We start from the raw sequence: 21,891 nt of genomic DNA on the forward strand, positions 1-21,891 counted from the left end.
ATAGTCTCTCACCTCGGGCTGCGTCGTCGACGGCCACCCCGGGTTCCGCGACGGTCTTGACCTCTCCGACGATCGCCCCTACTCTCCATGTAATCGGTTCCATGGAAACGATTACACGGCTGGCGCACCGCAGCGTCAGACGACCGAGCTCACCGAGGAGTCCGCATGTCGACGCCGACGATCCGCGATGTCGCCGCCCGAGCAGGGGTCTCGGTGGCCACAGTCTCGCGCGTCCTCTCCGAGGATCCCCGCACCTCCGCCTCGTCCCGCGAGAAGGTCTTCGCCGCCGCGGCCGAGATGGGCTTCCGCCCCAACGCCCAGGCGCGCTCCCTGCGCCGCACCCGCACCGACACCATCGGCGTCCTGCTCTCCGACGTCCGCAACCCCTTCTTCGCCGAGATCGCGCACACCGTCGCCCAGACCGCCCTGGCCTCGGACATCGCGACGCTGCTGTGCAACGCCGACGAGTCGACCGAGCAGCAGGACCACGCCCTCGACCTCCTCGTCTCCCAGCGCGTCGACGGCATCATCGTCACGCCGCAGGGCGACGGCTCCGGCTCGCTGCGCGACGTGCTCAAGCTCGGCCTCCCGGTGGTCTTCGTCGACCGGGTGATCGACGGGGTCGACGTCCCGAGCGTCACCTCCGACAACCGGTCGGGCGTGACAGCCGCCGTCGAGCACCTCGCGGCCCTCGGTCACCGCAGGATCGGCTTTGTCGCCGGACCGCAGGAGACCTCCACAGGGCGCGAGCGCCTCGTCGCCTACCGCGAGGCGATCGCCGCGGCGGGCCTCGACACCGACCCGGCCCTCGTCTACCAGGGCGACTTCCGCGTCGCCTCAGGCGTCGCCGGGGCGCGTGCCCTGCTCGACCTCGACGACGCCCCGACAGCCCTCGTGGCGGCCGACTCGCTCATGACCTTCGGCGTCCTCCAGGAGTGCCAGGACCGCGGTGTGCGCATCGGCGACGAGGTCTCGGTGATCGGCTACGACGACATCGACTCCTTCAGACTCGTCAACCCGCCGGTCACCGTGATCGCGCACGACCCCGCACGCATGGGGGCCCTCGCCGTCGCCATGATCCGCGACCTGCTCGCGGGTGAGCCCGTCACCTCGGCCGTGCTGGCCTCGAACCTCGTCGAGCGCGCCTCGACCGGACCCGCCAGGAGGAGCGCATGACCGCCGCAGCCCCCGTCCCCGCAAGCGAGCCGTCGCGCAGCCGCACCTCCGTCCCGGCTCCCGCACCTGTGCTCACCCTCGACTCCGTCTCCAAGTCCTTCGGGCCTGTCGACGTCCTCAAGGACATCACCGTCCACGTCCGCCCCGGCCGCGTGCAGGTGCTGCTCGGCGAGAACGGCGCGGGCAAGTCCACGCTCATCAAGATGATGTCCGGCATCTACCAGCCTGACGGTGGCCGGGTGGTCGTCGACGGCAAGGCCGTGCACCTGGGCAGCGTCCGCGACGCCGAACGTCTGGGCATCGCGACCATCCACCAAGAGCTCAACCTCGTCCCCAGCATGACTGTGGCCGAGAACGTGCTCATGGGCCGGCTGCCCTCGCGCGGTGGTTTTGTGTCGCGGCGGACCACCCGGAGGCTCGCCCGCGAGGCCCTCGACAGGGTGCGTCTCGACGTCGACCTCGACACCCCCGTCGGCCAGCTCGGCATCGCCCGCCAGCAGCTCGTCGAGATCGCCAAGGCGCTCAGCCTCAACGCCCGCGTGCTCATCCTCGACGAGCCGACGGCCGCGCTCACCGGGAGCGAGACCGAGGTGCTGTTCGGCGTCGTCGAAGAGCTCCGGCGCGACGACGTCGCGATGGTGTTCATCAGCCACCACCTCGAGGAGATCGCCGCGATCGGCGACGAGGTGAGCGTGCTGCGCGACGGCGCCCTCGTCGCCGAGGTCCCCGCCTCGACCCCCGAGGACGAGCTCGTCCGCCTCATGGTCGGCCGCGACATCACCGAGCAGTACCCGCGCCGCACCCACACCCCGGGCGACGAGGTGCTGCTCGACGTCCGCGGCCTGACCCGGACGGGTGTGCTCCACGGCATCGACGTCCAGGTCCGGGCCGGCGAGGTCGTCGGTGTCGCCGGGCTGGTGGGCGCAGGCCGGACCGAGATGCTGCGCGCGATCGCCGGCGCCGACCCCTACGACTCCGGGACCGTGCACGTCGACGGCCAGCGTCTCGCGCCGCGCTCTGTCGGCAGCGCCGTCGCGGCGGGCATCGGCCACGTCCCCGAGGACCGCAAGGGCCAGGGCCTCGTGCTCGACGCCTCGGTCGCCGAGAACCTCGGCTACGCGACGCTCGCCGCGACCTCGCGCGCAGGGTTTGCCGACCGCAGCGGCCAGCGCAGCCGCGCGCAAGAGGTCGCCACCCGCCTGCGCATCCGCATGCGGGACGTCGACCAGGCGGCCCGCGACCTGTCCGGCGGCAACCAGCAGAAGATCGTCTTCGGCCGCTGGGTGCTCGCCGGCTCGCGGGTGCTGCTGCTCGACGAGCCCACCCGCGGCGTCGACGTCGGTGCCCGCGTCGAGATCTACGAGCTCATCAACGCCGTCGCCGCTGCGGGCGGCGCCGTCCTGCTGGTGTCGAGCGACCTCCCCGAGGTGCTCGGCGTCAGCGACAGGGTCCTGGTGATGAGCGGCGGCCGGCTCACCGGCGAGCTGCCCGCCTCGACCGCCACCCAGGACCAGGTGATGGCCCTGGCCGTCAAGCACGCGGACGACGACGACCACGTCGCCCCCTCCCACGGACCCGAAGGGAGCCCCTCATGAGCGGCTCGAGCACCATCGCCCCCACCAAGCCCTCGACCCAGGAGCGGCGGCTGCGGCTGCCCGGCCTCTCCGGCCAGCTGGCCACGACGCTGCTGCCCTTCATCGGGCTGCTCGTCCTCTGCCTCGTCCTGTTCATCCTCACGCCGAACTTCCTCACCTACGGCAACCTGCTCAACGTCGGCGTGCAGGCCTCGACCATCGCGGTGATGGCCTTCGGCATGACCTTCGTCATCGTGGCCGGGGGCATCGACCTGTCGGTCGGCTCGGTCGCCGCGCTCTCCGGGATGCTGTCGGCCTGGATGTTCGCCACGGCCGACCTCCCCGGCTGGCTCGCCCTCGTCGGCGGGCTGCTCACGGGTCTGGTGGCCGGTGCGGTCTCCGGCTTCGCGGTCGCCTACGGCAGGCTCCCGGCCTTCATCGCGACCCTCGCCATGCTGTCGGTGGCCCGGGGTCTCACCCTCGTGATCTCGGACGGGCGCCCCATCCGCACCTCGCCCGCCGTCTCCTGGCTCGGCAGCGACGTCCTGGGCGTCCCCGTGCCGATCATCGTGCTGGCCGTCGCGGGCATCGTCACGGCCGTGATCCTCAACAGGACGGTCATCGGTCGCTCGATGTACGCGGTCGGCGGCAACGAAGAGGCCGCGCGCCTGTCCGGCATCCCGGTCAAGCGCGTCCTGGTCACCGTCTTCGCCCTGTCCGGGCTGTTCGCGGCCCTCGCTGGGATGCTCATCGCCGGGCGCCTCGACTCCGCGCAGCCGCAGGCCGCCTCGGGCTACGAGCTCGACGCGATCGCCGCTGTCGTCATCGGCGGGGCGTCGCTCTCCGGCGGTGTCGGGCGGGCCTCAGGGACCCTCGTCGGGGCCCTGATCCTCGCCGTCATCCGCAACGGCCTCAACGTCCTGGGCGTCTCGTCCTTCTGGCAGCAGGTCGTCATCGGACTGGTCATCGCGCTCGCCGTCTTCGTCGACGTGCTGCGCCGCCGCGGCACCCGCAGCTGACCGTCCGGGCCTCGGGCCGGGACGCCTCCGCGCCCTCCGCCGCCACCCATCTCTCCAGTTCCCACATCCCTCCGCAGTTCCCCACCCCCACCTCAAGGAGCGAACGATGACGTTCACCACCCGCGGCCGCCTCGCCGCCGTAGTCCTGACCACCTCCCTCGTCCTCGGCGGCACCGCAGCCTGCGGCCGCGGCGACACCGACGGCGGCGGCTCTGGCGAAGGGTCCGGGAAGTCCGTGACCCTGTCGCTGTCGACCCTCAACAACCCGTTCTTCGTCGACGTCCGCGACGGCGCCCAGGAGGCGGCCGACGAGCTCGGCATCGACCTCACCGTCGTCGACGCCCAGAACGACTCGACAGCCCAGACCGACCAGATCGCCTCGGCGGTGTCCTCGGGCACCGAGGGGCTGCTCATCAATGCCGTCGACTCCGACGCCGCGGCGGCTGCCGTCGCCCCGGCACTGTCGGGCGACCTGCCCGTCATCGGTGTCGACAGGACGGTCAACGGCGCCGAGATCACCTCGCTCGTCTCGAGCGACAACGTCGCCGGTGGCAGCCAGGCCGCCGACGCCCTGGCCAAGGCCATCGGCGAGCAGGGCAAGGTCATCGTGCTCCAGGGCCAGCCGGGCACCTCCGCCAGCCGCGACCGCGGTGCGGGCTTCACCGAGGGCATCGCTGCCTACCCGGGCATCGAGGTCGTCGCCATGCAGACCGCGAACTTCGACAGGGCGCAGGCCCTCGACGTCGCGACCAACCTGCTCCAGGCCAACCCCGACGTGGTCGGCATCTTCGCCGAGAACGACGAGATGGCCCTCGGTGCCATCCAGGCGCTCGGCGCACGCGCCGGTGACGACGTCCACGTGGTCGGCTTCGACGGCACCGACGACGGCCTCGCAGCCGTCGAGTCCGGGACCCTCGAGGCGACGATCGCGCAGCAGCCCCGCGAGCTCGGTCGCCAGTCCGTCGAGCTCATGGCCGACGTCCTCGCAGGGGAGACTGTCGACAGCGAGGTCCCCGTGGCCGTCGAGACCGTGACGAAGGACAACGTGGGGGACTACCAGTCGTGAACCAGCACACCCGCACCGTCCCCCGGCCCGAGGTGGCCGGGGGACCACCCGCAGCGCACGGCCGGACCGGTGTGGTGGTCGTCGGGTCGGTCAACGCCGACCTGCTCACCACGGTCGACCAGCACCCGCGCCCCGGTGAGACCGTCCTCGGGCGCACCCTCGACGTGCTGCCCGGCGGCAAGGGCGCCAACCAGGCTGTCGCAGCCGCTCAGCTGGGCGCGCAGACCGCCCTCGTCGGCGCCGTCGGCTCCGACCAGTTCGCCGAGCCGGCGCTGGCCGGCCTGCAGGCCGCCGGGGTCGACCTCGGGGCCGTGACGGCGGTCGAGGGGTCCACAGGCGTCGCGCAGGTGACGGTCTCGGCAGACGGGGAGAACGCCATCGTCGTGATCCCGGGTGCCAACGCATCCGTGGACGACGTGGTCGTCGACGCCTACGCCGAGCTCGTCGGCGGGGCGGCCGTCGTGGTCGTCCAGGGGGAGATCCCGCGGACGGGCATCGAGGCCGCAGCCCGGCACACCCAGGGGCGTCTCGTCGTGAACCTCGCGCCGGTCGTCGACGTGGACCGCGAGGTGCTCCTGGCGGCCGACCCGCTCGTCGTCAACGAGCACGAGGCTGCCCTGGTGCTCGCGATGCTCGACGCGTCGTCCGGTCCGGTCGAGGCGGCTTCCTCGGGTACGCCCTCGTCTGGGGCAGAGGTCCCGGACGGCGTGGCCACAGGCAGCTCAACCACGGGCAAGGCGACCACGGGCAGCGCGCCCGAGGAGACCGAGCCTGAGGACACCGCGGTCGAGACCGACCGTGGCACGGCGGACGACGAGCAGCGTGTCGTCGACGCGCTGCTCGCCCATGGCGTGCCGTCGGTCGTCCTGACTGTCGGGGCTCGTGGCGCGCTCGTCGTGGACGGGTCGGGGACCACCCTCGTCCCGTCTCCGCGAGTCGAGGCCGTCGACACGACCGGCGCAGGAGACGCCTTCGTCGGTGCGCTCGCCTACAGGCTCTCCGAGGGTGACGGCCTCGTCGAGGCCGCCCGGCTCGCTGCCCGTGTCGGCGCGTACGCCGTCCGGGGGAGCGGTGCGCAGCCGTCCTACCCCTGGGCCGGCGACCCGTTGCCCGAGACCATTGCGCAGTGCGCAGCCCGTGCAGCGTCCGCCGCGACCTCCGCGGCGCAGGCAGCCGTGGGTGCGACCCGCGCGGGAGCCGACCACCACGAGCCGAAGGACGACCGACGGTGAAGCGCACCGGGCTGCTGAACCCCGACCTCGCCGCTGGTGTCGCGCGTCTCGGCCACGGGCACCTCGTGCTCGTCGTCGACTGCGGGACGCCGATCCCACCGGGTGCGCGGGTCGTCGACGTCACTGTCGTCGCCGGGGTGCCGAGCTTCGTTCAGGTGCTCGACGCCGTGCTCGACGAGATCGTCGTCGAGGGGTCCGTCGCGGCGAGCGAGTCGGCCGGGACTGTCGTGACCGACTGGTTGGAGGAGCGCGGCCTGAACCCGCAGCTCGTCCCGCACGAGGACCTCAAGGCTCTCTTGCCCGGCGCCGCGCTCGTCGTCCGCACGGGTGAGGCGACGGCCTGGGCCAACGTGGCGCTGCGATGCGGCGTGCCGTTCTGAGGGATCAGAGCGACCCCGACGAAGGTCAGGTGCGGAGCGCTGCGAGGTAGCGACGGGTCATGAAGTCTTGGGCGGCGCGGGTGAGCGGCCCGCCCATCCTCGCCAGCCGGGTCGCAGGCTGCGAGACGGCCGAGACCGTGAACCTCACCCGACCGTCGTCGGTGGACGACAGCGCGAACTTCTCCAGACCGCGCTCCGGGTGCTCGGGGAGCGTCGCGTAGGTGAAGCTCTTCAGGCCTGGCTCGTCGACGACCTCGACCACCCGGCACGGGATCCGGACCGCAGCCCTGCCGAGGCCCAGGTGCAGGAGGACGACGGTCCCGACGACGAGCACGGCGTCGGACGACTGCACGCGCAGACCCGCACGGCGCTGCACCTGCCAGGAGAACAGCTCGGCTGCGGCGGCGTCGAGGTCGCGGCGGCCGAGGGTGACCGCGTGCGAGAAGCGACGGAACCCGGGTGGAGGGACCGCGTCAACGGCCAGCCCGGGTGGCGCGGTGACCTGCGCAGCGCGGAGCCTGGCCTCGGTCCGGGCGGGCAGGGGCGGCACGGGGGCGTCATGACGGTTCACGGCGTTGCCTGCTGTGGGGAGGAGGGGGCGATCACGGCGGTCCGGGGGTCGGGGCACCAGCCGCGGTACGGGCTGGTCTTCTGATGCTAGGACGACGCACCGTGTCGTGCCCGAGGTCCGGCAAGACTGAACGCTGGGCCCTGCGCGGAGTCGGGCAGTGCGGAAGGCTGGGTCCTGTCCCGGGTCGTAGGGTGGAGAGATGACTGCTGAGCGCGCTGTCGCGGCCCTCGAGGCTGCTGGGCTGGAGCACACCGTCCGTACGATCGGGAAGGTGTCCTCGCTCGCCGAGGCCGCCGCGGCGCTGGGCGTCGAGCCGGCCGGGATCGTCAAGACCCTCGTGGTCCGACGGGCCGAGGACGACTACCTCTTCGTGCTGGTCCCCGGCGACCGCACCATCTCGTGGCCCAAGCTCCGCGCGCTGCTCGGCGTCCAGCGGATGTCCATGCCCGACGCCTCGGTCGCCAAGGCCGTCACCGGCTACGAGCGCGGGACCATCACACCCTTCGGGTCGACGCACCCGTGGCCCGTCGTCGCCGACGAGCGGGTCGTCGGCCCGGTGTCGCTCGGGTCCGGGACCCACGGCGTCGGCATCACCGTCGACGGGCGCGCCGCCGCCGAGGCCCTCGGTGCCCAGGTCGCCGACGTCACCGACCCGGCCTGACCCACCTCGGGTCAGGCTGTCGCGTCGGCGACCTTCTCCTTGAGGCTGTCGACCTCGGTCTGCAGACCGTCGATGGCCGTCTGGACCTCGGGGGTGATGTTCTCGCCCGCGGCGTCCTTGAGCTCGGTGAGCTTGGTGGTCGCGTCGTCGAGGGCTGTCTTCGCCTCGTCGAGCTTCTGGCGCGCGTCGCTGCCCTCGGCCTGGGCGTCCTCCAGGGCGCCTGTGGCCTTGCCTGCGGCGGACTGCGCGGAGGTGATGGCGTCCTGGGCGGTCGAGCGGACCGACTCGGGCAGGTCGCCGATGCTGGCGCCGATGGTCTTCGCGTCGGCGGCGATCGTCTGCACCTGCGCCTTGGCGTCGTCGACGAACTGCGTGAGCTGCTCCGTCGTGATGTTGACCTCGGGGAGGTCGGAGCACGCAGACAGGGTCAGCGCTGTGGTCAGCCCGAGGGCTGCGACGGCTGCACGGGTGGGGCGCTTGAATCGGAGCATGGCTCAAGTGTGACCGACACGTGACCCCGGTCGGGGGACGACCGGTCGGTAGTCGGTGAGGGTTCGGCGAACGTCCCGCACAGCGGAGTCGGCGAGCGTCCCGCACCGGCCGGTCGTCGGGCGTGCTCAGCACGACGGCCGGTACCCGCGCCTCCGTCGCCGGACTGCGGCGTCAGAGCGCGTGCGCCGCCTGCCGTGGGAGAACGGCACCCAGAGACCCGGCACCCTGAGACCCGGACCCCCGAGACCCAGCCCCCTGCGGCCCCGCGCCGACCATCCCGGCGATCAGCCGGAGCACCACCCTGTCGAGCAGCACGAGGTTGACCTTCGGCTCGGTCACGACGGCGAGCAGGTGGTGGTCGTCGACCGCGTACACGACCATCGACCCCGCAGGCCCGCGCACCGTGGTCATCTCGAGGCCCTCGAGCCCGAAGGCCATGCCGGACTGCTGGGCGATCCCCAGGACCGTCGCGACCACGGCGGCCGAGCTGTCGTGCAGCGCAGGATCACCGTCGTCGTAGAAGGGCAGGCCGTCGGTCCGCGCCACGAGGACACGGCGGATGCCGGGGATCTCGCTGCGGAGCGTGGCGGCGACGCCGAGCGCGTGCTGTCTGACGATCATGGGGTCTGCTGCTTCTTTCGTCCGGAGAGGGTCTGCACCCCGTCGAGGAGCACGTGGAGCGCGGCTGTCGCGTCGGCGAGGTCGCGCGGGTCGCAGGGCATGAGGGACTGGACCGGCGTGCCGAGCGCCGCGGCCAGCTCGGCGCGTGTCCCCGCAGGGTCGGCCCAGCGGCTCACCAGCACGAGGCGCGGGACGTAGGGGGCGAGGTCTGCGAAGGCCGCGACGATGTCCCGCGCCTGGGCGACGCTCTCGCTGCGGCTCGCGTCGACGAGGACGACGTACCCGTCCATGTCGCGGGCCAGCATCGTCCACATGAAGGAGAAGCGCTGCTGCCCGGGGGTGCCGAAGAGCCCGACGCGGTGCGCGCCCCACGAGGCCCCCGGCGGCGGCGTCACGTGCAGGCCGCCGTGGTCCATCGCGACGGTCGTCGACGTCTTGACCGCGACCGTCGCGTCACTCACCGCCCGCTCGGTCGAGACCACCGGGTCCTGGGACAGGGTCGACACGAAAGTCGTCTTGCCGGCACCGAAGGGTCCGGTGACGACGATCTTGGTCGGGGCGCTCGCGGTCACGTCAGGTCCTCGGTCCGTCGGGGGAGCGGGAGGCGGCCGGCCGTGGGCCGGTCCGTCCCAGGGTCGGGCGTGGGTCGACGGGACTTCAGATGTCGAGGTCGCGCTCGAGGTTGAGCAGCTGGCGGCGGGCCATCGCGAGGTTGGAGCGCGACTTGTCGAGCACCAGGTAGAGGAACAGGCCGCTGCCGGACTGGCTCTGCAGCAGGCGGATGAGGTGGATCTGGGTGTCGAGGGTGATGAGGATGTCCTCGATCTTCCCGCTGAGGCCGAGGTGCTGCATGGTGCGGATCTTGGCGCGCACGACGTCGGTGTTGCCGGCGGCGGCGATGTCGAGGTCGATGCCCGAGCCGGCCTGGCCGAGGGACATGCCGCTCTCGTAGTCGACGAGCGCTGTGGCGAGCGCGCCGTCGATCCCGAGGGCGGCCTGGAGGGTCTGGTCGACTGTGGTCACGATGAACGTCCTTGCGAGGTGGTGGGGGAGAGCAGGGGCCGCGGTCCGGGCGCCCGTCCACGAGGTTCATCGGGACGCGCGAGGCCGAGCGTTAGTTGAATCCGATTGAATCTCGGGTGATCTGTGTCTCTGCGACCGACCACACCTGGTCCCGCCCGCTCTGCTCCGTCCCCGCTCCGCCTTCGGTCCTGCTCTGCTGACGACCCGTGCGCGCGCTCGCGGGACCGGTCGGGGACCGCGCCCCGGCGATCAATCACGTCGCGGACCGCCCGCCCGGCAGGGCAGACTGGTCGCATGTGGATGTGAGCCGCCCCGGACCAGTCCGACCGACGCACCCGACCGCAGTGCCGACACGTGCCGACCCCTGCTGAGCCTCCCGACCGTGGTCGACGAGCGCCCGACGAGGACAGACGAGCACGGACGAGCACCGCGCAGCGGGTAGGAGCTCCATGATCCACCAGCACAGCACCCCGAGTCCTCAGCACGACCTCACCGCCGCAGCCGACGCGGCAGCTCTCGCCGAGGGTGAGCCCGGCGCCGTCGCGCTGCGCGCCCTCGACGTGACCTTCGCCTACGGCGACCGCACAGTCCTCGACGGCGTCGACCTCGACGTCCCACCCGGCCACAGGGTCGGGCTCGTCGGCGAGAACGGCGTCGGCAAGTCGACGCTGCTCCGCCTCCTCGCCGGGCAGCAGGAGCCCGACCGTGGCTCGGTCGTCCGCCCCGACGACCTCGGCTTCCTCCACCAGGAGACCCCGTACCCGCTGACCGCGACGGTCGAGCAGGTCGTCGCGGACGCCCTCGCGGAGGTCCGAGCGGTCGAGGCTGACCTCGCGTCGGCCGCCGCCGCGCTCGCGGCGCTGCCGTCGGTCGTCGACGACGGCACCGACGGGGGAGCGAGCACCGGAGGTGCAGGAAGCGACGGCGACACCGTGGACTCCCGCACCCTCGTTCGCGAGGCGCGGGAGCAGGCCGAGGCCGCCTACGCGACGGCCCTCGCGCGCAGTGACGCCGCCGAGGTCTGGGACGCCGACCGCCGAGCCGAGATCACCCTCGCGGGCCTGGGCATCGAGCACGTCCGCGGGCGGACCGTCGCCCAGATGTCCGGTGGCGAGCGGACACGGCTCGGCCTCGCGGCCCTGCTCATCCGTCAGCCCGCCGCGCTCCTGCTCGACGAGCCGACCAACCACCTCGACGACGACGCGGCCAAGTTCCTCGCCTCGGCCGTCGCCGCGATCCCCGGAGCCGTGGTCCTCGCGAGCCACGACCGCGACTTCCTCGACGAGGTCTGCACGGAGATCTTCGACCTCGACCCGACCGCAGAGGGCACGAGCGGGACGCTCTACGGCGGTGCGTACAGCGAGTACCGCAAGGCCAAGCGTGACGAGCGGGCTGCGTGGGAGCGCCAGTACGCGCAGGAGCAGGAGGAGCTCGCCGACCTGCGCGAGTCGATCGGGACGACGGCCCGGAAGGTCTCGCACTCACGCGACGCGACCGACAACAACAAGATGGCCTACGGCCGACGCGGTGACAGGGTCCAGTCGCAGGTGTCACGGCGCGTTCGGAACGTGCAGCAGCGCATCGACACGCTGAGCGCCGCTCAGGTCCGGCGCCCGCCACGCCTGCTCGTCTTCAGCCCCAGCAGCTACGGCATGGCAGCAGAGGGAGGGCGCGGCGTCGTGATGTCGCTGCGCGATGTAGTGGTTCCCGGACGGCTCGAGATCGCGTCGCTCGACCTCGTCGCCGGGACGAAGCTGCTCGTCACGGGCCCCAACGGCTCCGGCAAGTCGACCCTGCTCTCGGTCCTCGCGGGTGACGTGGTGCCTGCGAGCGGGACCGTCACCCAGGCCCCCGGTGTCGGGGTGGGCCTGCTCGAGCAGGACATCTACCTGCAGGACGACGTCCGCTCTCCGCGCGAGCTCTTCACGCTGCTCGGCGCCTCCGAGGCCCTCGCGGACTTCGGCCTCGTCGGACGCCACGACCTCGACAGACCGCTGCGCGAGCTGAGCACGGGTCAGCGCCGGCGCGTGGTCCTCGGGATGCTCGTCGCCCAGGCGCCCGAGGTGCTGCTGCTCGACGAGCCGACCAACCACATCTCGCTCAGCCTCGCCGAAGAGCTCGGCGAGGCCGTGAAGACGGCGTTGGGGACGATCGTCGTGGCGTCGCACGACCGGTGGTTCCGCAGGACGTGGAAGGGGTCGACGCTGGCGCTGGGGTGAGGTGCTTGCTGGTCTGTGCGGCAGGGTTGGGCTGATCGGGCTGAGTCGTCCTGTGGGCGTGGACTGGGCAGGGCACGCGGGGAGAGGGAGCGCTGGCTCCTACCGCTGGGGTCGTGAGGGCCGTGCGTGTGATGGTGTCCTCGGACACCCCCGCGGAGCTAGGCTCCTCGGATGATCTCGACCAGCACTGTCGTCCGATGGGCTCCAGTCCTTGCCGTCGCCTTCATCCTCGGCGCGTGCTCGTCGTCCGACGGGGCGACCTCCGAGGAGACGCCCGTAGGGGGACCTTCGGAGGAGATCCAGGAATGGATGAACCGGCCCTTCGCCGGGGTGGTCACAGAGGACAGCCTCGGGTCGGCGTCCGGGGTCGTCGTCCCCACCGAGGAGCTCGACGACGAGCAGGCGGCGCAGCAGTCGGTCGCCGTGGAGCTCGGTCAAGGACAGGTTGCTGTCCGGGGTGTTCTCGCATCCTGTTTCGGCGAGAGCACTGTGGACCTGACGGTCCACCTGTCGACCACCTCCGACGGGGCAGGCACTGAGACGACGGCGACGACGTTCCGGGCTCTGCCGTGCGGGGAGGACACCGAGCTCGCCCTCGAGGCCGATGGTGTGACGGGAGTCGGCTTCAGCGTCTCGGGTGCCGACCGAGACGGCGCGTGGTCGGCGATGGTGCTCGGACCGTCCCAGGGCTGACCGCGGCAGGGTCGGCAGTCACGCCCCGGGGCGGGGCACCGCCGTCCAGCAGGTGGCGAGGGTCAGCGCGTCGCCTTGATGACCAGCACGGCAACAGCACTTGATCGTCCACATGGTCGGCGGCCGGCTGCGTGCTGCGGGCCCTAGAGCGCACGAACTTGCGAACGGATCTGTACCCGCCAGCGAGCGGTTGGCACTGATGTTCCGAAGCCGGAACATCAGTGCAAATCAGGCCCGGTCGAGCTCGCGCGGGCGGCGTTGTGCTGGGGGCTTTGCGGGTCTTGGTTGTGAGATGAGTTCAGGTGTTGGAGGCCGTGCACAGGACGCACTCCCTCCGACGCGAGAGACACGCGGATGGTGAGGGTGCGTCCCGTGTGCGGGCGGGCCTGGTGGGTCCCGCTGTCCACGTTTGGTCGGGATGAACCCGAAGGATCTACCTCAAGCCGTCCACACGTGGGCAGGGGCGGGTGCTGACACAGCAGAGAGTCGTTGGTGCCTCCTCTGGCGTACGCGAGGGCGCCCAGCGGTGCGAGGTCGCTGGAGCATTGGAAGGGTGGGACCAGAGGCCACCCGTGGGCTGGGTATGCCTCTCGCGCACCTGTGGACGGTCTGAGCCCAATCGCTTCGCCGCTCCACCCGACCTCAGGGGCACGACGGGACCCCCATTCACCTCTCCCCTCGGGCCCGTCCGAACGAGGAGGACGATCCTGGCCCGCGGCGAGGTTCGACCAGGACTTCCAGCGTGAGGCGATCGTGGAAGCAGGTGTCAGCTGTGTGCGTCAGGTGCTGAACGCTTGAAGCTCAAGTTTCCAGCGATCAATGCCGATGTGTCCGGATAAGGATGTGGTACCGGTGTCCAGGGGGAGACTTCATGTCGTTTCACGCGGGTCGGCGTTTTCGGACAGCGAGATTGCGCGTAGCTGCGTGTGCGGCTGCGTTGTCGGTTCTGGGTTCTTCTCTGGTCGCACCCGCTCAAGCGCAAACAGCCCCAGCATCACCTGCGCCGCATGCCGCGCCTGCGCAGCCCCAGCCGCCAGACCCGACGACTCCTCAGGTGCCCGAGGCGCTCTCCATGGAGTCGTGGACGCCGAGCACACACACCACCAGTGATGGTGAGTCCACGACGATGGAGGTGTTCGCCCAGCCCGCCTTCAAACGGTCTGCCGATGGGTGGGAGTCCGTCGACCCGACAATCACCGCTGGCACGGGCGAGTGGGCCTTCGAGGCCCTCGGGCTGGTCAATCCTGTCCACTTCGGCACGACGGCCGAGCGCCTCGTGACGGTCGATGGCTTGGGTGGCGAGATCGTCTTCTCGCTGCCTGGCGCCCAGGTCTCCGCGCCGACCCTCGGAGCTGACGGGGCCGTGGTCTACACCGGCCTATACCCGGGGGTTGATCTGGAGCTGAGGACTGAGGGAGGGCGTCTTGGGAAGCGTTTCATCCTTGCGGACTCTTCCGTGCAACAGTCATTCGAGTTCGTCATCACCGACACCGCCGGCGTGCTGGGCGCGCCGGTCGCTGGCGAGGACGAGTCCTGGTCGTTCGCCTCGAACGTGGCGTTCGAGTCGTCGCTGAGCCTGCCGGCTCCCGCAGCGTGGTCGGTCGGCGCGGACGGCGGTACTGGCATCGCCGGAAGCGCCCATCAGATCGTGGAGACGATCGACGGCGGGTACACGATTGACCTGTCACTCGACCCAACCTGGGCCGCGACCGCACAGTTCCCGGTGGTACTTGACCCCGCAATCGTATGGGTGGACGAGACCTGGACAGACGAGTTCGAACTCGAGGTGGCGTTCGCGCCGATCGGCGCCACGACCTGTGGCGGTGGACCGTGCCTGCTGGCGGGCCCGGTCGACGGCTCGACGATCATCGGGGATCCACAGGAGTGGGAGGATTCACCAACTGACCTGGGCTACTACCTGACGTACGTCGGCGCGGATATGAGCAGTCTTGTCGGTCGCCAGGTCTCCGACGTGACGGTAATTGGGAACGACTACTGGCGCGCGCCGGAGACACACGATCTGTGCGCGCGCATCGATTCATCGAGCACCGGGGCAGATCTGGCGGCAGCGCGCTGCGGTGCCCCGAAGTACACCGAAGCTCCCTACCTCATAGGCTCGCGCGGGGCAGTGAACCACTACGACCCCTGGTGGTCGGACGTCACCGACTCTGTCCAGGCGGCTGTCGCGGGAGAGGGTCCGACGGGCACCTTCGTCGGTTTCGCTATCGGGCACGAGAAGCGCTCCTACACCGAATATGAGGTCGATCCCGATGGCCCTGACTATGGAGCATACATTTCTCCTCCAGGCCTTCGGCTGGTCTACGAGAGGTATCCAGTTCCCCGCCCGCTCCGGCTTGAGCAGACCTTTGGATGCGACTGTTGGGGAGGGACCTCGACGGGCAATCAGGCTCTGGCAGCGGACCCCATCAACACGGCGACAGGTTCAATGGTCGAGCAGTACGACGACCTCCTCATCAGAAGCGTCGGCCAGCAAATCGACATCCAGCGGACCTACAACAGCCTGGACCCGGCGTCCGGTCCGTTCGGGCCCGGTTGGTCATTCGCCTACGGTATGACTCTGACGCCCGACGACGAGAACAACCTCGTCTTCCGGGACGGCTCTGGCACCCAGATGCGGTTCGCACCCCTGGTGGGAGGCGAGTATGCGCCGCTCGACCCCGCGATCTCGGCGGACCTCACGGATGGCGATGGCGGGAGCCGGGTCCTGCGGAACCTCAACGGCGAGACCCTCACTTTCGATGCTGCCGGTCAGCTGGTCACCTCCGCGGATCGTTACGGTAAGGGGCTCTCTTTCGCCTACACCGCCGGCACCCTTACTCAGATCACCGATTCCCTCGGCCAGACCGCGACCTTGGGATGGGACGCGACTGGCGGCGACGCTCGGTTGGTTTCGGTCGACTCGAGCGACGGTCGCCGCGTCGAGTACGGATACACCGATACCGCTGGCTCGCGCCGACTCACGACCGTAAAGGACATCGCCGGTGCGACGACAACCTTCGCGTACGACTCGGCCACCGGCGGAATCTCCCAGATCCTTGACCCGCTCGGCAACGTTCGCGCCCAGAACACGTATGACGCGGCGACAGGTCGGATCACGAGCCAGACGGACCAGACCGGCGGCGTGACCACCTTCACCTGGGACGAGACAGCTCAGACAGCCACTGTCACCGACCCTACGGGCGTCACGCGCCAGGACGTCTACAGCGGCCTCAACCTGGTTGAGCAGATCGACGGCGCCGGGGTGTCGACAGAGATCCTCTACGACGGTGACAACAACGCCTCGGCTTTCGTTCAACCGTCGGATGACTACGTCCGCGAGGACTACGACGATCGCGACCGTCTCGTACAGCGCGTGGGGCCAGCACCGGCCTTCCTGACTGAGCGATGGGAGTACGACGACAACGACCTTTTGACGTCGTATTGCGACGCCGACTCCTTCTGCGAGCACTACGAGTACGACTCTGCCGCGCAGATGGTGCGCCTGACTACAGACACGACCGAGAGCACATTCACCTACACCACCGCGGCCGATGGTGGCGTAGGTGGGCTGCTCGCAACATCCACCGACGGGCTGGGCCGCACGACCACGTATGCCTACAGCACTGTGGGTGACCTCGTGAGCGTCACCAACCCGTCCGGTGCTGTAACTGCATATACCTACGACGGTGCGCACCGAAGGACGTCGGTAACGAGCCCCATGGGCGCAGTTACGTCGTACACCTACGACACTGCTGGTCGCCAGCTGACCCAGACGGACGCGGTCGGCGGGGTCTGGGAGTCCGAGTACGACGCTGCGGGTCGCTTGAACCGTCAAGAAGACAGCGCGGGCCGGTGGACGGAGTACACCTATGACGCGGCGGGCCGCGTCATCAGCACGCAAACGTCCTCCGGTGCTACGACCACCAGCGAGTACGACGAGGCCGGTCGGGTTATCGCCCAGACGAATCCACTGGGGGGTGTGACCGAGTACGAGTACGACTCCGCGGGGCGACCTATCAGCACCCTTGACGCGACGGGCGGCAAGACAACCATGACCTACGACGCGCAAGGGCGCGTCGCCACCCAGACTGATCCGGGCGGCGGAGTGTCGTCCTTCTCGTACGACACCTCAGGACGCGTCACCGAGATGGTGGATCCCGACGGTGTGGTCGAGCAGTACGAGTATGACGGCCGCGGCAACGTGGTCACGCAGACCGGGACCGCCGGAAGAACGCCGAGCTGGTTCTCGGGGACGGGGCAGCTTCTGTGGCGGGGAGACGGTGACGGTGTCTTCACGAGCTACGTGTACGACGCGGCTGACCAGCTGGTTGCGGTGGAGACCCAGAGCGCGTCCTACGACCGTGCGAGCGAGCGCCAGACGATGACTTACGACCTCGACGGCCGCAGGATCTCTGTCGTGGACCCGCGCGGAAACATCGACGGCGCCGATCCTGGCGACTTCACCACGACGTTCGCCTATAACGCCGACGGCCAGCTGACCACCACCACTGATGCCCTGGGAAACATCTCATCCACCGCATACGACGCACTGGGGCGGCCGACCACCGTCACCGACCCAGCAGGCGGCACCGTCACGAAGGTCTACGACCCGGCCGGCAACGTGGTCACAGCGATCGACCAGATGAACGCTGAGACCCACTTCACCTATGACCTTGCGAGCAACCTCACCGCAGTGACCAACGCATTGGGCAACACCACCCAGTACACCTACGACCTGTCAGGGAATCTCCTCACCCAGACCGACCCTCTCGCGCGTACGACCGCAGCTGCCTACGACTCTGCTGGGCGATTGGTCTCCTCAACCGCTCCCTCTGGCGTGACTACGTCTTTCGGCTATGACACCGCCGGCCGCAAGAGCTCCATCACCTACAGCGACACCTCCCCGGCGGTGGCCTACACCTACTCCCCCGCCGGGCGCCTCCTCACCGCAACCCGGGCCGATGACGGCATCGCCGCCACATCAACGACCTACGGCTACGACGGCCTCGGACGCACCGTGACCGTCGACTCCCAGGCGACCACGCCCATGTCGACGACGTATACCTACACCGGCGGTGGTCGCCTCGAAAGTGCAGCCCAGTCGACGGGAAGTAGTGCCTTCTACTACTACAATCCGGCGGGTCGCGTCTCAAAGGCCACAGCGGAGGGCACCGGACCGGATTCTGACGTGTCATTCGAGTACGACGCCTCCGGTAGACCGACCGCAGTGTCGAGGAATTCGCTCGTCCCGGCTACGACAACCTACGCCTACGACCGGGCAGGTCGCCTGACGGCCCAATCAGACTCGGTCGGCTCGACAGTGCTCACGTCGTACCAGGTCGACCGTGACGGCCGCGGCTTCCCAGTGAGCGTCACCGACGACCGCAACGGACTCGATCCCCTCGCGCCCACCGCAACGACGTACACCTATGACCTTGCCGGACGAGTGACGAACGAGTGCGACACGGACTCAGGTCCGTGCGATGGCACCTCGCATCAAAACACCTACGCGTATGACGCCCTCGGGAACCGCTCCTCGCGCACCATCGTCACCGACTCGGGCGCACAGCCGTCACTCGATGCCTACGCCTACGACGCCGCGAACCAGCTGCTCACAGTCACCACGGATGACGTCCCGTCTCTGTCGAACACTTGGAGCATTGACGGCAGCCTCGAGACCAGTGCCACGCCCGACGGTGCACGGTCGTACTCGTTCAGCCCCGACGGCCGGCTCGCCCAGGTGGAGCTCGAAGACGACCGTGAACTGCAGTATGGCTACGACCCGAACGGAAACCGAACCGCCCGCACAATCGACGGTGTCCTGGATACCTCGTGGACCTGGGCCACCACCGGAGAAGTGCCCGTTCGCAACGGCGAGTACGACGCGAACGGCAACCTCACCACCGCATGGTTGTCCGATCCCACCTCTGCAACCGGAGGGCTCCTCGCGTCAGCGGATTCCAACGGACTCACGTCCTGGCTGCTTGCCGACCCGTTCGGCAACGTCGTCGCCGAAGCCAAAGCCGATGGAACGACTCTGCTAGAGGCTTGGGACCCCGACCTGTTCGGCCGTGTCCTCGATCCCATGACCTCTTCCCCGACGATCGCCTTCGATGGCCAGTACCAAGACGGCCTCACCGGCCTATACGACATGCGAGCCTGTGACTACGACCCACGTACCGGCCAGTTCCTCAGCGCCGACCCGATGCGAGCCGCCAACGGCGACCCCGCCGACAATGGCCACGCCTACTCCTTCAACAACCCCCTCGTTTTCACAGATGTCACCGGCCAGTGGGGATGGCCTGACCTCCCTAGCTGGGACGAGTACAAGACACTCTGGGTAGACAGCACCAAGGGGATTGGCCAGGGAATCGCGGACACGGCCACCGGTGCGTGGCAGACGGTCCGGCACCCCAGGCAGACAGTCCAAGGCATCAAGGATCAGTGGAATGCGGACATGGCCGAAGGTGGGCTTTACCAGGCCGGCATGTTCTACAACCCGATGTACCACGTCCTCATGGACGGTGCCGCAGCTTCCGACGCGGCGAACGCAGGCTGCTTCACCGAAGCTGGGAGGAGTGCCACCCACGCGACTCTAGGCCTCGCCGGAGCAGCCAGTTTGGGGACCGGGACCGCCCGGGCCGGCACGACACTGGCTAAAATACCCAAGACCGGCAATAAGGTCCCTGCTCCCGCCCCGGCGCCAGCCGGAGGCTCGAGGCCCATCGCCGGACCGCCGACGGTGCACTGGGGTCAACAGGAAAAACACATCCCTGGTCATCGAAGCTACATGCCGGGGCGCAGCACCCTCACGGCCAATCCAGAGCTTCTCCTTCAGCGCGCTGGCACTGGAACGCCCGTGGGAAATGTTCCGAGAGGATACGCAGGATTCAGGGAGCGTATAGACTTCGGCTATGACATCGGAACCTACGCCCCGGAGGTCGGAGCGAGCAGCCCGACCACGGTCGGGATCCTCCACTACCGCGCGAATGGAAGCATTCACATAGTTCCAGGGAGGTCCCAGTGACAACCGATCCAAATTCTTTTCTGATAGAGGTATTGCTGTCCTTTCAGCGAGCTCTCTGGGACATGGTTACACCGACGCTGCGTGCGATTGCGGTCAAGCCGTCGTATCCGCTCATCGAAGCTAGGTTTATTTACGAAGTTGTGAGCGATGAAGAGCAGGAGATTGTTGACGAGGTGGGGGCGTACGTCATTGCTGATTTTCTTCCACCTGTTGACATTCGATTCACCGCCGTCGCGCTGCCAGGAGAAGTAGAGCGTGAGCTCGAATCGGGCGAGCGATGGGTGTACCGTCGAAGAGAAGGTGAAACGCACTAGAGGCCACGCGCTCCTTCTCCCGCTGCGTCTGACTGAGGAGAAGGTCGCGGGGTTGGTGCGGCCTGCGGAGGACCTGGTCCAATCGCGGGTGGAGCGCGTCTGAAGTCCTATCCCTCGCAGATGTTGCTGAAAAAGCCTGCGGGATGGGCGGTGTAGGGCAGCGGCTCGCCGCGGTCGCTCTTGCCAGAGGCTCCGCGGAACGGTCCGCCAGGGCCGGGCAGGGTGACTATGTGGTGTTCGGCGTGGTCACGCCACCACAGGCTCATCCCGGTCGAAGGGTCCAGTCGTAGGAAATCCCAGGCTCGCCTAGAGATCTTCTGATCGGTCGATCGCTTCTTGGTAGCGCCACCATTCCGGTGCCCACACCGCTGATGTGCCGCGGTCGGAGAGGGGCGCTTGTAATGGTGAATGAGATACTCACGGACGAACTCATCGACATACTCGAAGTAGAGCGTCGACGGCGCCTCCTCGCCCCCTCGGGTCCAAATGCAGGGCCGGCCGAGGACTCGGGCACCGCGGTAGTCGTTTGAGCAGCGGTCTCCACCGCCGTGGTCCGCAGCTGCTCGAGCAGCTGCAGGGTCAGGGCTTCTTCGACGGTGGTCTTGGCGATCTGGGCGGCCTGCTGACGTACAGCGGCCTGGACCGCCTGGCCGATGAGCTCATCGGCAATGCCGTCCAGACTCTTACCGAGCGACGTTGCTGCTTCGGGGGCCGGTGGTGGTGGGGCGGCGGGCAGGTCGTCGTAGTCCGCGCCCCACTCACTCACGACCCCTCCACTGCACTGTCGGTGGCGCCCACGACAGCGGCTTTCTTCTCCGCCTCGCGAATGGTAGTGGCGGCCTGCGGGCCGTGCACTGCTATGGACGCCTTGACCGCGTCGGCGTATTTACCGGTCATCCACGGCTGGGTCTTGATGAGCGTGGAGTGCGACCCGAAGGGCAGTGCGACGGCTCGGTCTTGGGCATGGCCGTGAAGTCACCGGCTGCCCCGCCGACGGCCACGTCGGCGATCTGACGACTGTTACCGCCCTGCGGCGACCCTCAGGCGTCCAGAACAATCACCCCGCGCTCCCGCAGCCGCGCTGTCGCCGTGCTGTCAGTCGTGTCGGCGACGACAGTCGTCACCTCGTCGAGAGGCAGCACGCGGAATCTCGACACGGCCCCGATCTTCTCCTCGCTCGCGAGGGCGACTGTCTCGGCACTGCGCCGTGACAGCGCACGCTTCATCGCGGCCTCGTCGGCGTCGCCGGTGGTGAGCCCCTCGTCGGGGTGCACCCCGGTGACGCCCAGCAGGAAGAGGTCGGCCGAGACTCCCGCAGCAGCCTCGACGGCGGCCGCGCCGCTCGTCACGGCCGAGTGCCTGAACAGCCGCCCACCGAGGATCAGCACCTCCACGCCCTCGTAGGGCAGCAGCGCGACGGCGACGGTCGGGCTGTGCGTGATCACCGTGCAGCGCAGGTCCGCAGGCAGAGCGCGGACGACGGCGAGCGACGTGGTCCCGCCGTCGAGCATCACGGTCATTCCGGGTTCGACCAGCCGTGCGGCGCGGGCGCCGACGCGGTCCTTGCTCTCGGGGGAGACCGTCGTCCGGGCCGTGTAGTCAGCGACGGCCGGCGACGAGGCGACAGCGCCGCCGTACACGCGCTGGCACAGCCCCGCTGCCGCGAGCTCTCGCAGATCCCGGCGGACCGTGTCCTCGGAGAGCCCCAGCTCGGAGGCGAGCGAGCGTGCGACGACCCGCCCGTCGCGGGCGAGGCGGTCGAGCAGCAGAGCATGTCGTTCAGCGACCAGCATGTGCACGTTCCTTCCGAGTTTTGCACGTTT

General features: G+C 69.3%; 18 protein-coding genes. 11 read left to right on the top strand and 7 right to left on the bottom strand.

What is annotated here, in order from left to right:
* Nucleotides 1–165 precede the first annotated feature (165 nt).
* The 6 genes from SANBI_RS00540 to rbsD all read left to right on the top strand — a co-directional run bounded on the left by SANBI_RS00540 (nucleotide 166) and on the right by rbsD (nucleotide 6,447).
* A complete protein-coding gene (locus SANBI_RS00540) occupies nucleotides 166–1,176 on the top strand; it encodes a LacI family DNA-binding transcriptional regulator (protein WP_179912051.1) in 1,011 nt (336 codons plus the stop codon).
* The gene (locus tag SANBI_RS00545; protein WP_156382825.1) at nucleotides 1,173–2,771 is read left to right on the top strand and encodes a sugar ABC transporter ATP-binding protein; all 1,599 of its coding nucleotides are present in this window, start codon (nucleotides 1,173–1,175) and stop codon (nucleotides 2,769–2,771) included. The genes SANBI_RS00540 and SANBI_RS00545 overlap by 4 nt, the downstream gene beginning before the upstream one ends.
* Nucleotides 2,768–3,769 carry an ABC transporter permease gene (locus SANBI_RS00550; protein ID WP_179912053.1) on the top strand — a complete coding sequence of 334 codons (1,002 nt, stop codon included), beginning with the start codon at nucleotides 2,768–2,770 and terminating at the stop codon, nucleotides 3,767–3,769. The genes SANBI_RS00545 and SANBI_RS00550 overlap by 4 nt, the downstream gene beginning before the upstream one ends.
* A gap of 106 nt (nucleotides 3,770–3,875) precedes the next feature.
* A complete protein-coding gene (locus SANBI_RS00555) occupies nucleotides 3,876–4,835 on the top strand; it encodes a substrate-binding domain-containing protein (RefSeq protein WP_319157947.1) in 960 nt (319 codons plus the stop codon).
* Nucleotides 4,832–6,067: a ribokinase gene (locus tag SANBI_RS00560; protein ID WP_319157950.1), complete on the top strand. Its 1,236-nt coding sequence runs from the start codon at nucleotides 4,832–4,834 to the stop codon at nucleotides 6,065–6,067. The genes SANBI_RS00555 and SANBI_RS00560 overlap by 4 nt, the downstream gene beginning before the upstream one ends.
* On the top strand, nucleotides 6,064–6,447 hold the full coding sequence (gene rbsD, locus SANBI_RS00565; RefSeq protein ID WP_056134982.1) for a D-ribose pyranase: 384 nt from the start codon (nucleotides 6,064–6,066) through the stop codon (nucleotides 6,445–6,447). Before SANBI_RS00560 ends, rbsD begins: the two co-directional genes overlap by 4 nt.
* Before the next feature lie 25 nt (nucleotides 6,448–6,472).
* Here the strand turns inward: rbsD and SANBI_RS00570 are convergent, their stop codons facing one another.
* Nucleotides 6,473–7,018, bottom strand: coding sequence for a DUF1990 family protein (locus SANBI_RS00570; RefSeq protein WP_319157954.1), 546 nt, complete (start codon nucleotides 7,016–7,018; stop codon nucleotides 6,473–6,475).
* Between the two features lie 199 nt (nucleotides 7,019–7,217).
* Between SANBI_RS00570 and SANBI_RS00575 the strand changes: the two genes are divergently transcribed.
* Nucleotides 7,218–7,679, top strand: a complete 462-nt coding sequence (locus SANBI_RS00575) for an aminoacyl-tRNA deacylase (RefSeq protein WP_319157956.1) — start codon at nucleotides 7,218–7,220, stop codon at nucleotides 7,677–7,679.
* Between the two features lie 11 nt (nucleotides 7,680–7,690).
* Here the strand turns inward: SANBI_RS00575 and SANBI_RS00580 are convergent, their stop codons facing one another.
* The 4 genes from SANBI_RS00580 to SANBI_RS00595 all read right to left on the bottom strand — a co-directional run bounded on the left by SANBI_RS00580 (nucleotide 7,691) and on the right by SANBI_RS00595 (nucleotide 9,815).
* On the bottom strand, nucleotides 7,691–8,170 hold the full coding sequence (locus SANBI_RS00580; protein WP_319157958.1) for a hypothetical protein: 480 nt from the start codon (nucleotides 8,168–8,170) through the stop codon (nucleotides 7,691–7,693).
* A 172-nt stretch (nucleotides 8,171–8,342) separates the two neighbouring features.
* Nucleotides 8,343–8,792 carry a roadblock/LC7 domain-containing protein gene (locus SANBI_RS00585; RefSeq protein WP_319157959.1) on the bottom strand — a complete coding sequence of 150 codons (450 nt, stop codon included), beginning with the start codon at nucleotides 8,790–8,792 and terminating at the stop codon, nucleotides 8,343–8,345.
* Nucleotides 8,789–9,364, bottom strand: coding sequence for a GTP-binding protein (locus SANBI_RS00590; protein ID WP_179912058.1), 576 nt, complete (start codon nucleotides 9,362–9,364; stop codon nucleotides 8,789–8,791). The genes SANBI_RS00585 and SANBI_RS00590 overlap by 4 nt, the downstream gene beginning before the upstream one ends.
* Nucleotides 9,365–9,449: 85 nt before the next feature.
* Nucleotides 9,450–9,815, bottom strand: coding sequence for a hypothetical protein (locus SANBI_RS00595; protein WP_056134996.1), 366 nt, complete (start codon nucleotides 9,813–9,815; stop codon nucleotides 9,450–9,452).
* A gap of 449 nt (nucleotides 9,816–10,264) precedes the next feature.
* Between SANBI_RS00595 and SANBI_RS00600 the strand changes: the two genes are divergently transcribed.
* From SANBI_RS00600 to SANBI_RS00615, 4 genes are all read left to right on the top strand, one after another.
* Nucleotides 10,265–12,034 (top strand): ABC-F family ATP-binding cassette domain-containing protein, encoded by a 1,770-nt coding sequence (locus SANBI_RS00600; RefSeq protein WP_319157963.1) that lies wholly within the window; start codon nucleotides 10,265–10,267, stop codon nucleotides 12,032–12,034.
* A 171-nt stretch (nucleotides 12,035–12,205) separates the two neighbouring features.
* The gene (locus tag SANBI_RS00605) at nucleotides 12,206–12,727 is read left to right on the top strand and encodes a hypothetical protein (RefSeq protein WP_319157965.1); all 522 of its coding nucleotides are present in this window, start codon (nucleotides 12,206–12,208) and stop codon (nucleotides 12,725–12,727) included.
* Nucleotides 12,728–13,781: 1,054 nt separating this feature from the next.
* Complete coding sequence (locus tag SANBI_RS00610) at nucleotides 13,782–19,754, top strand: DUF6531 domain-containing protein (RefSeq protein WP_319157967.1); 5,973 nt, start codon at nucleotides 13,782–13,784, stop codon at nucleotides 19,752–19,754.
* Nucleotides 19,751–20,068, top strand: a complete 318-nt coding sequence (locus SANBI_RS00615) for a hypothetical protein (protein WP_319157969.1) — start codon at nucleotides 19,751–19,753, stop codon at nucleotides 20,066–20,068. Before SANBI_RS00610 ends, SANBI_RS00615 begins: the two co-directional genes overlap by 4 nt.
* Nucleotides 20,069–20,175: 107 nt before the next feature.
* Here SANBI_RS00615 and SANBI_RS18780 read toward each other — a convergent pair whose 3' ends face one another.
* Complete coding sequence (locus SANBI_RS18780) at nucleotides 20,176–20,556, bottom strand: DUF4913 domain-containing protein (RefSeq protein WP_408669749.1); 381 nt, start codon at nucleotides 20,554–20,556, stop codon at nucleotides 20,176–20,178.
* 552 nt (nucleotides 20,557–21,108) lie between these two features.
* Nucleotides 21,109–21,861: a DeoR/GlpR family DNA-binding transcription regulator gene (locus SANBI_RS00620; protein WP_319157971.1), complete on the bottom strand. Its 753-nt coding sequence runs from the start codon at nucleotides 21,859–21,861 to the stop codon at nucleotides 21,109–21,111.
* Between the last annotated feature and the right edge of the window lie 30 nt (nucleotides 21,862–21,891).

It is taken from the genome of Sanguibacter biliveldensis (assembly GCF_033798665.1).
GTDB classification, from domain to species: Bacteria; Actinomycetota; Actinomycetes; order Actinomycetales; family Cellulomonadaceae; genus Sanguibacter; species Sanguibacter inulinus.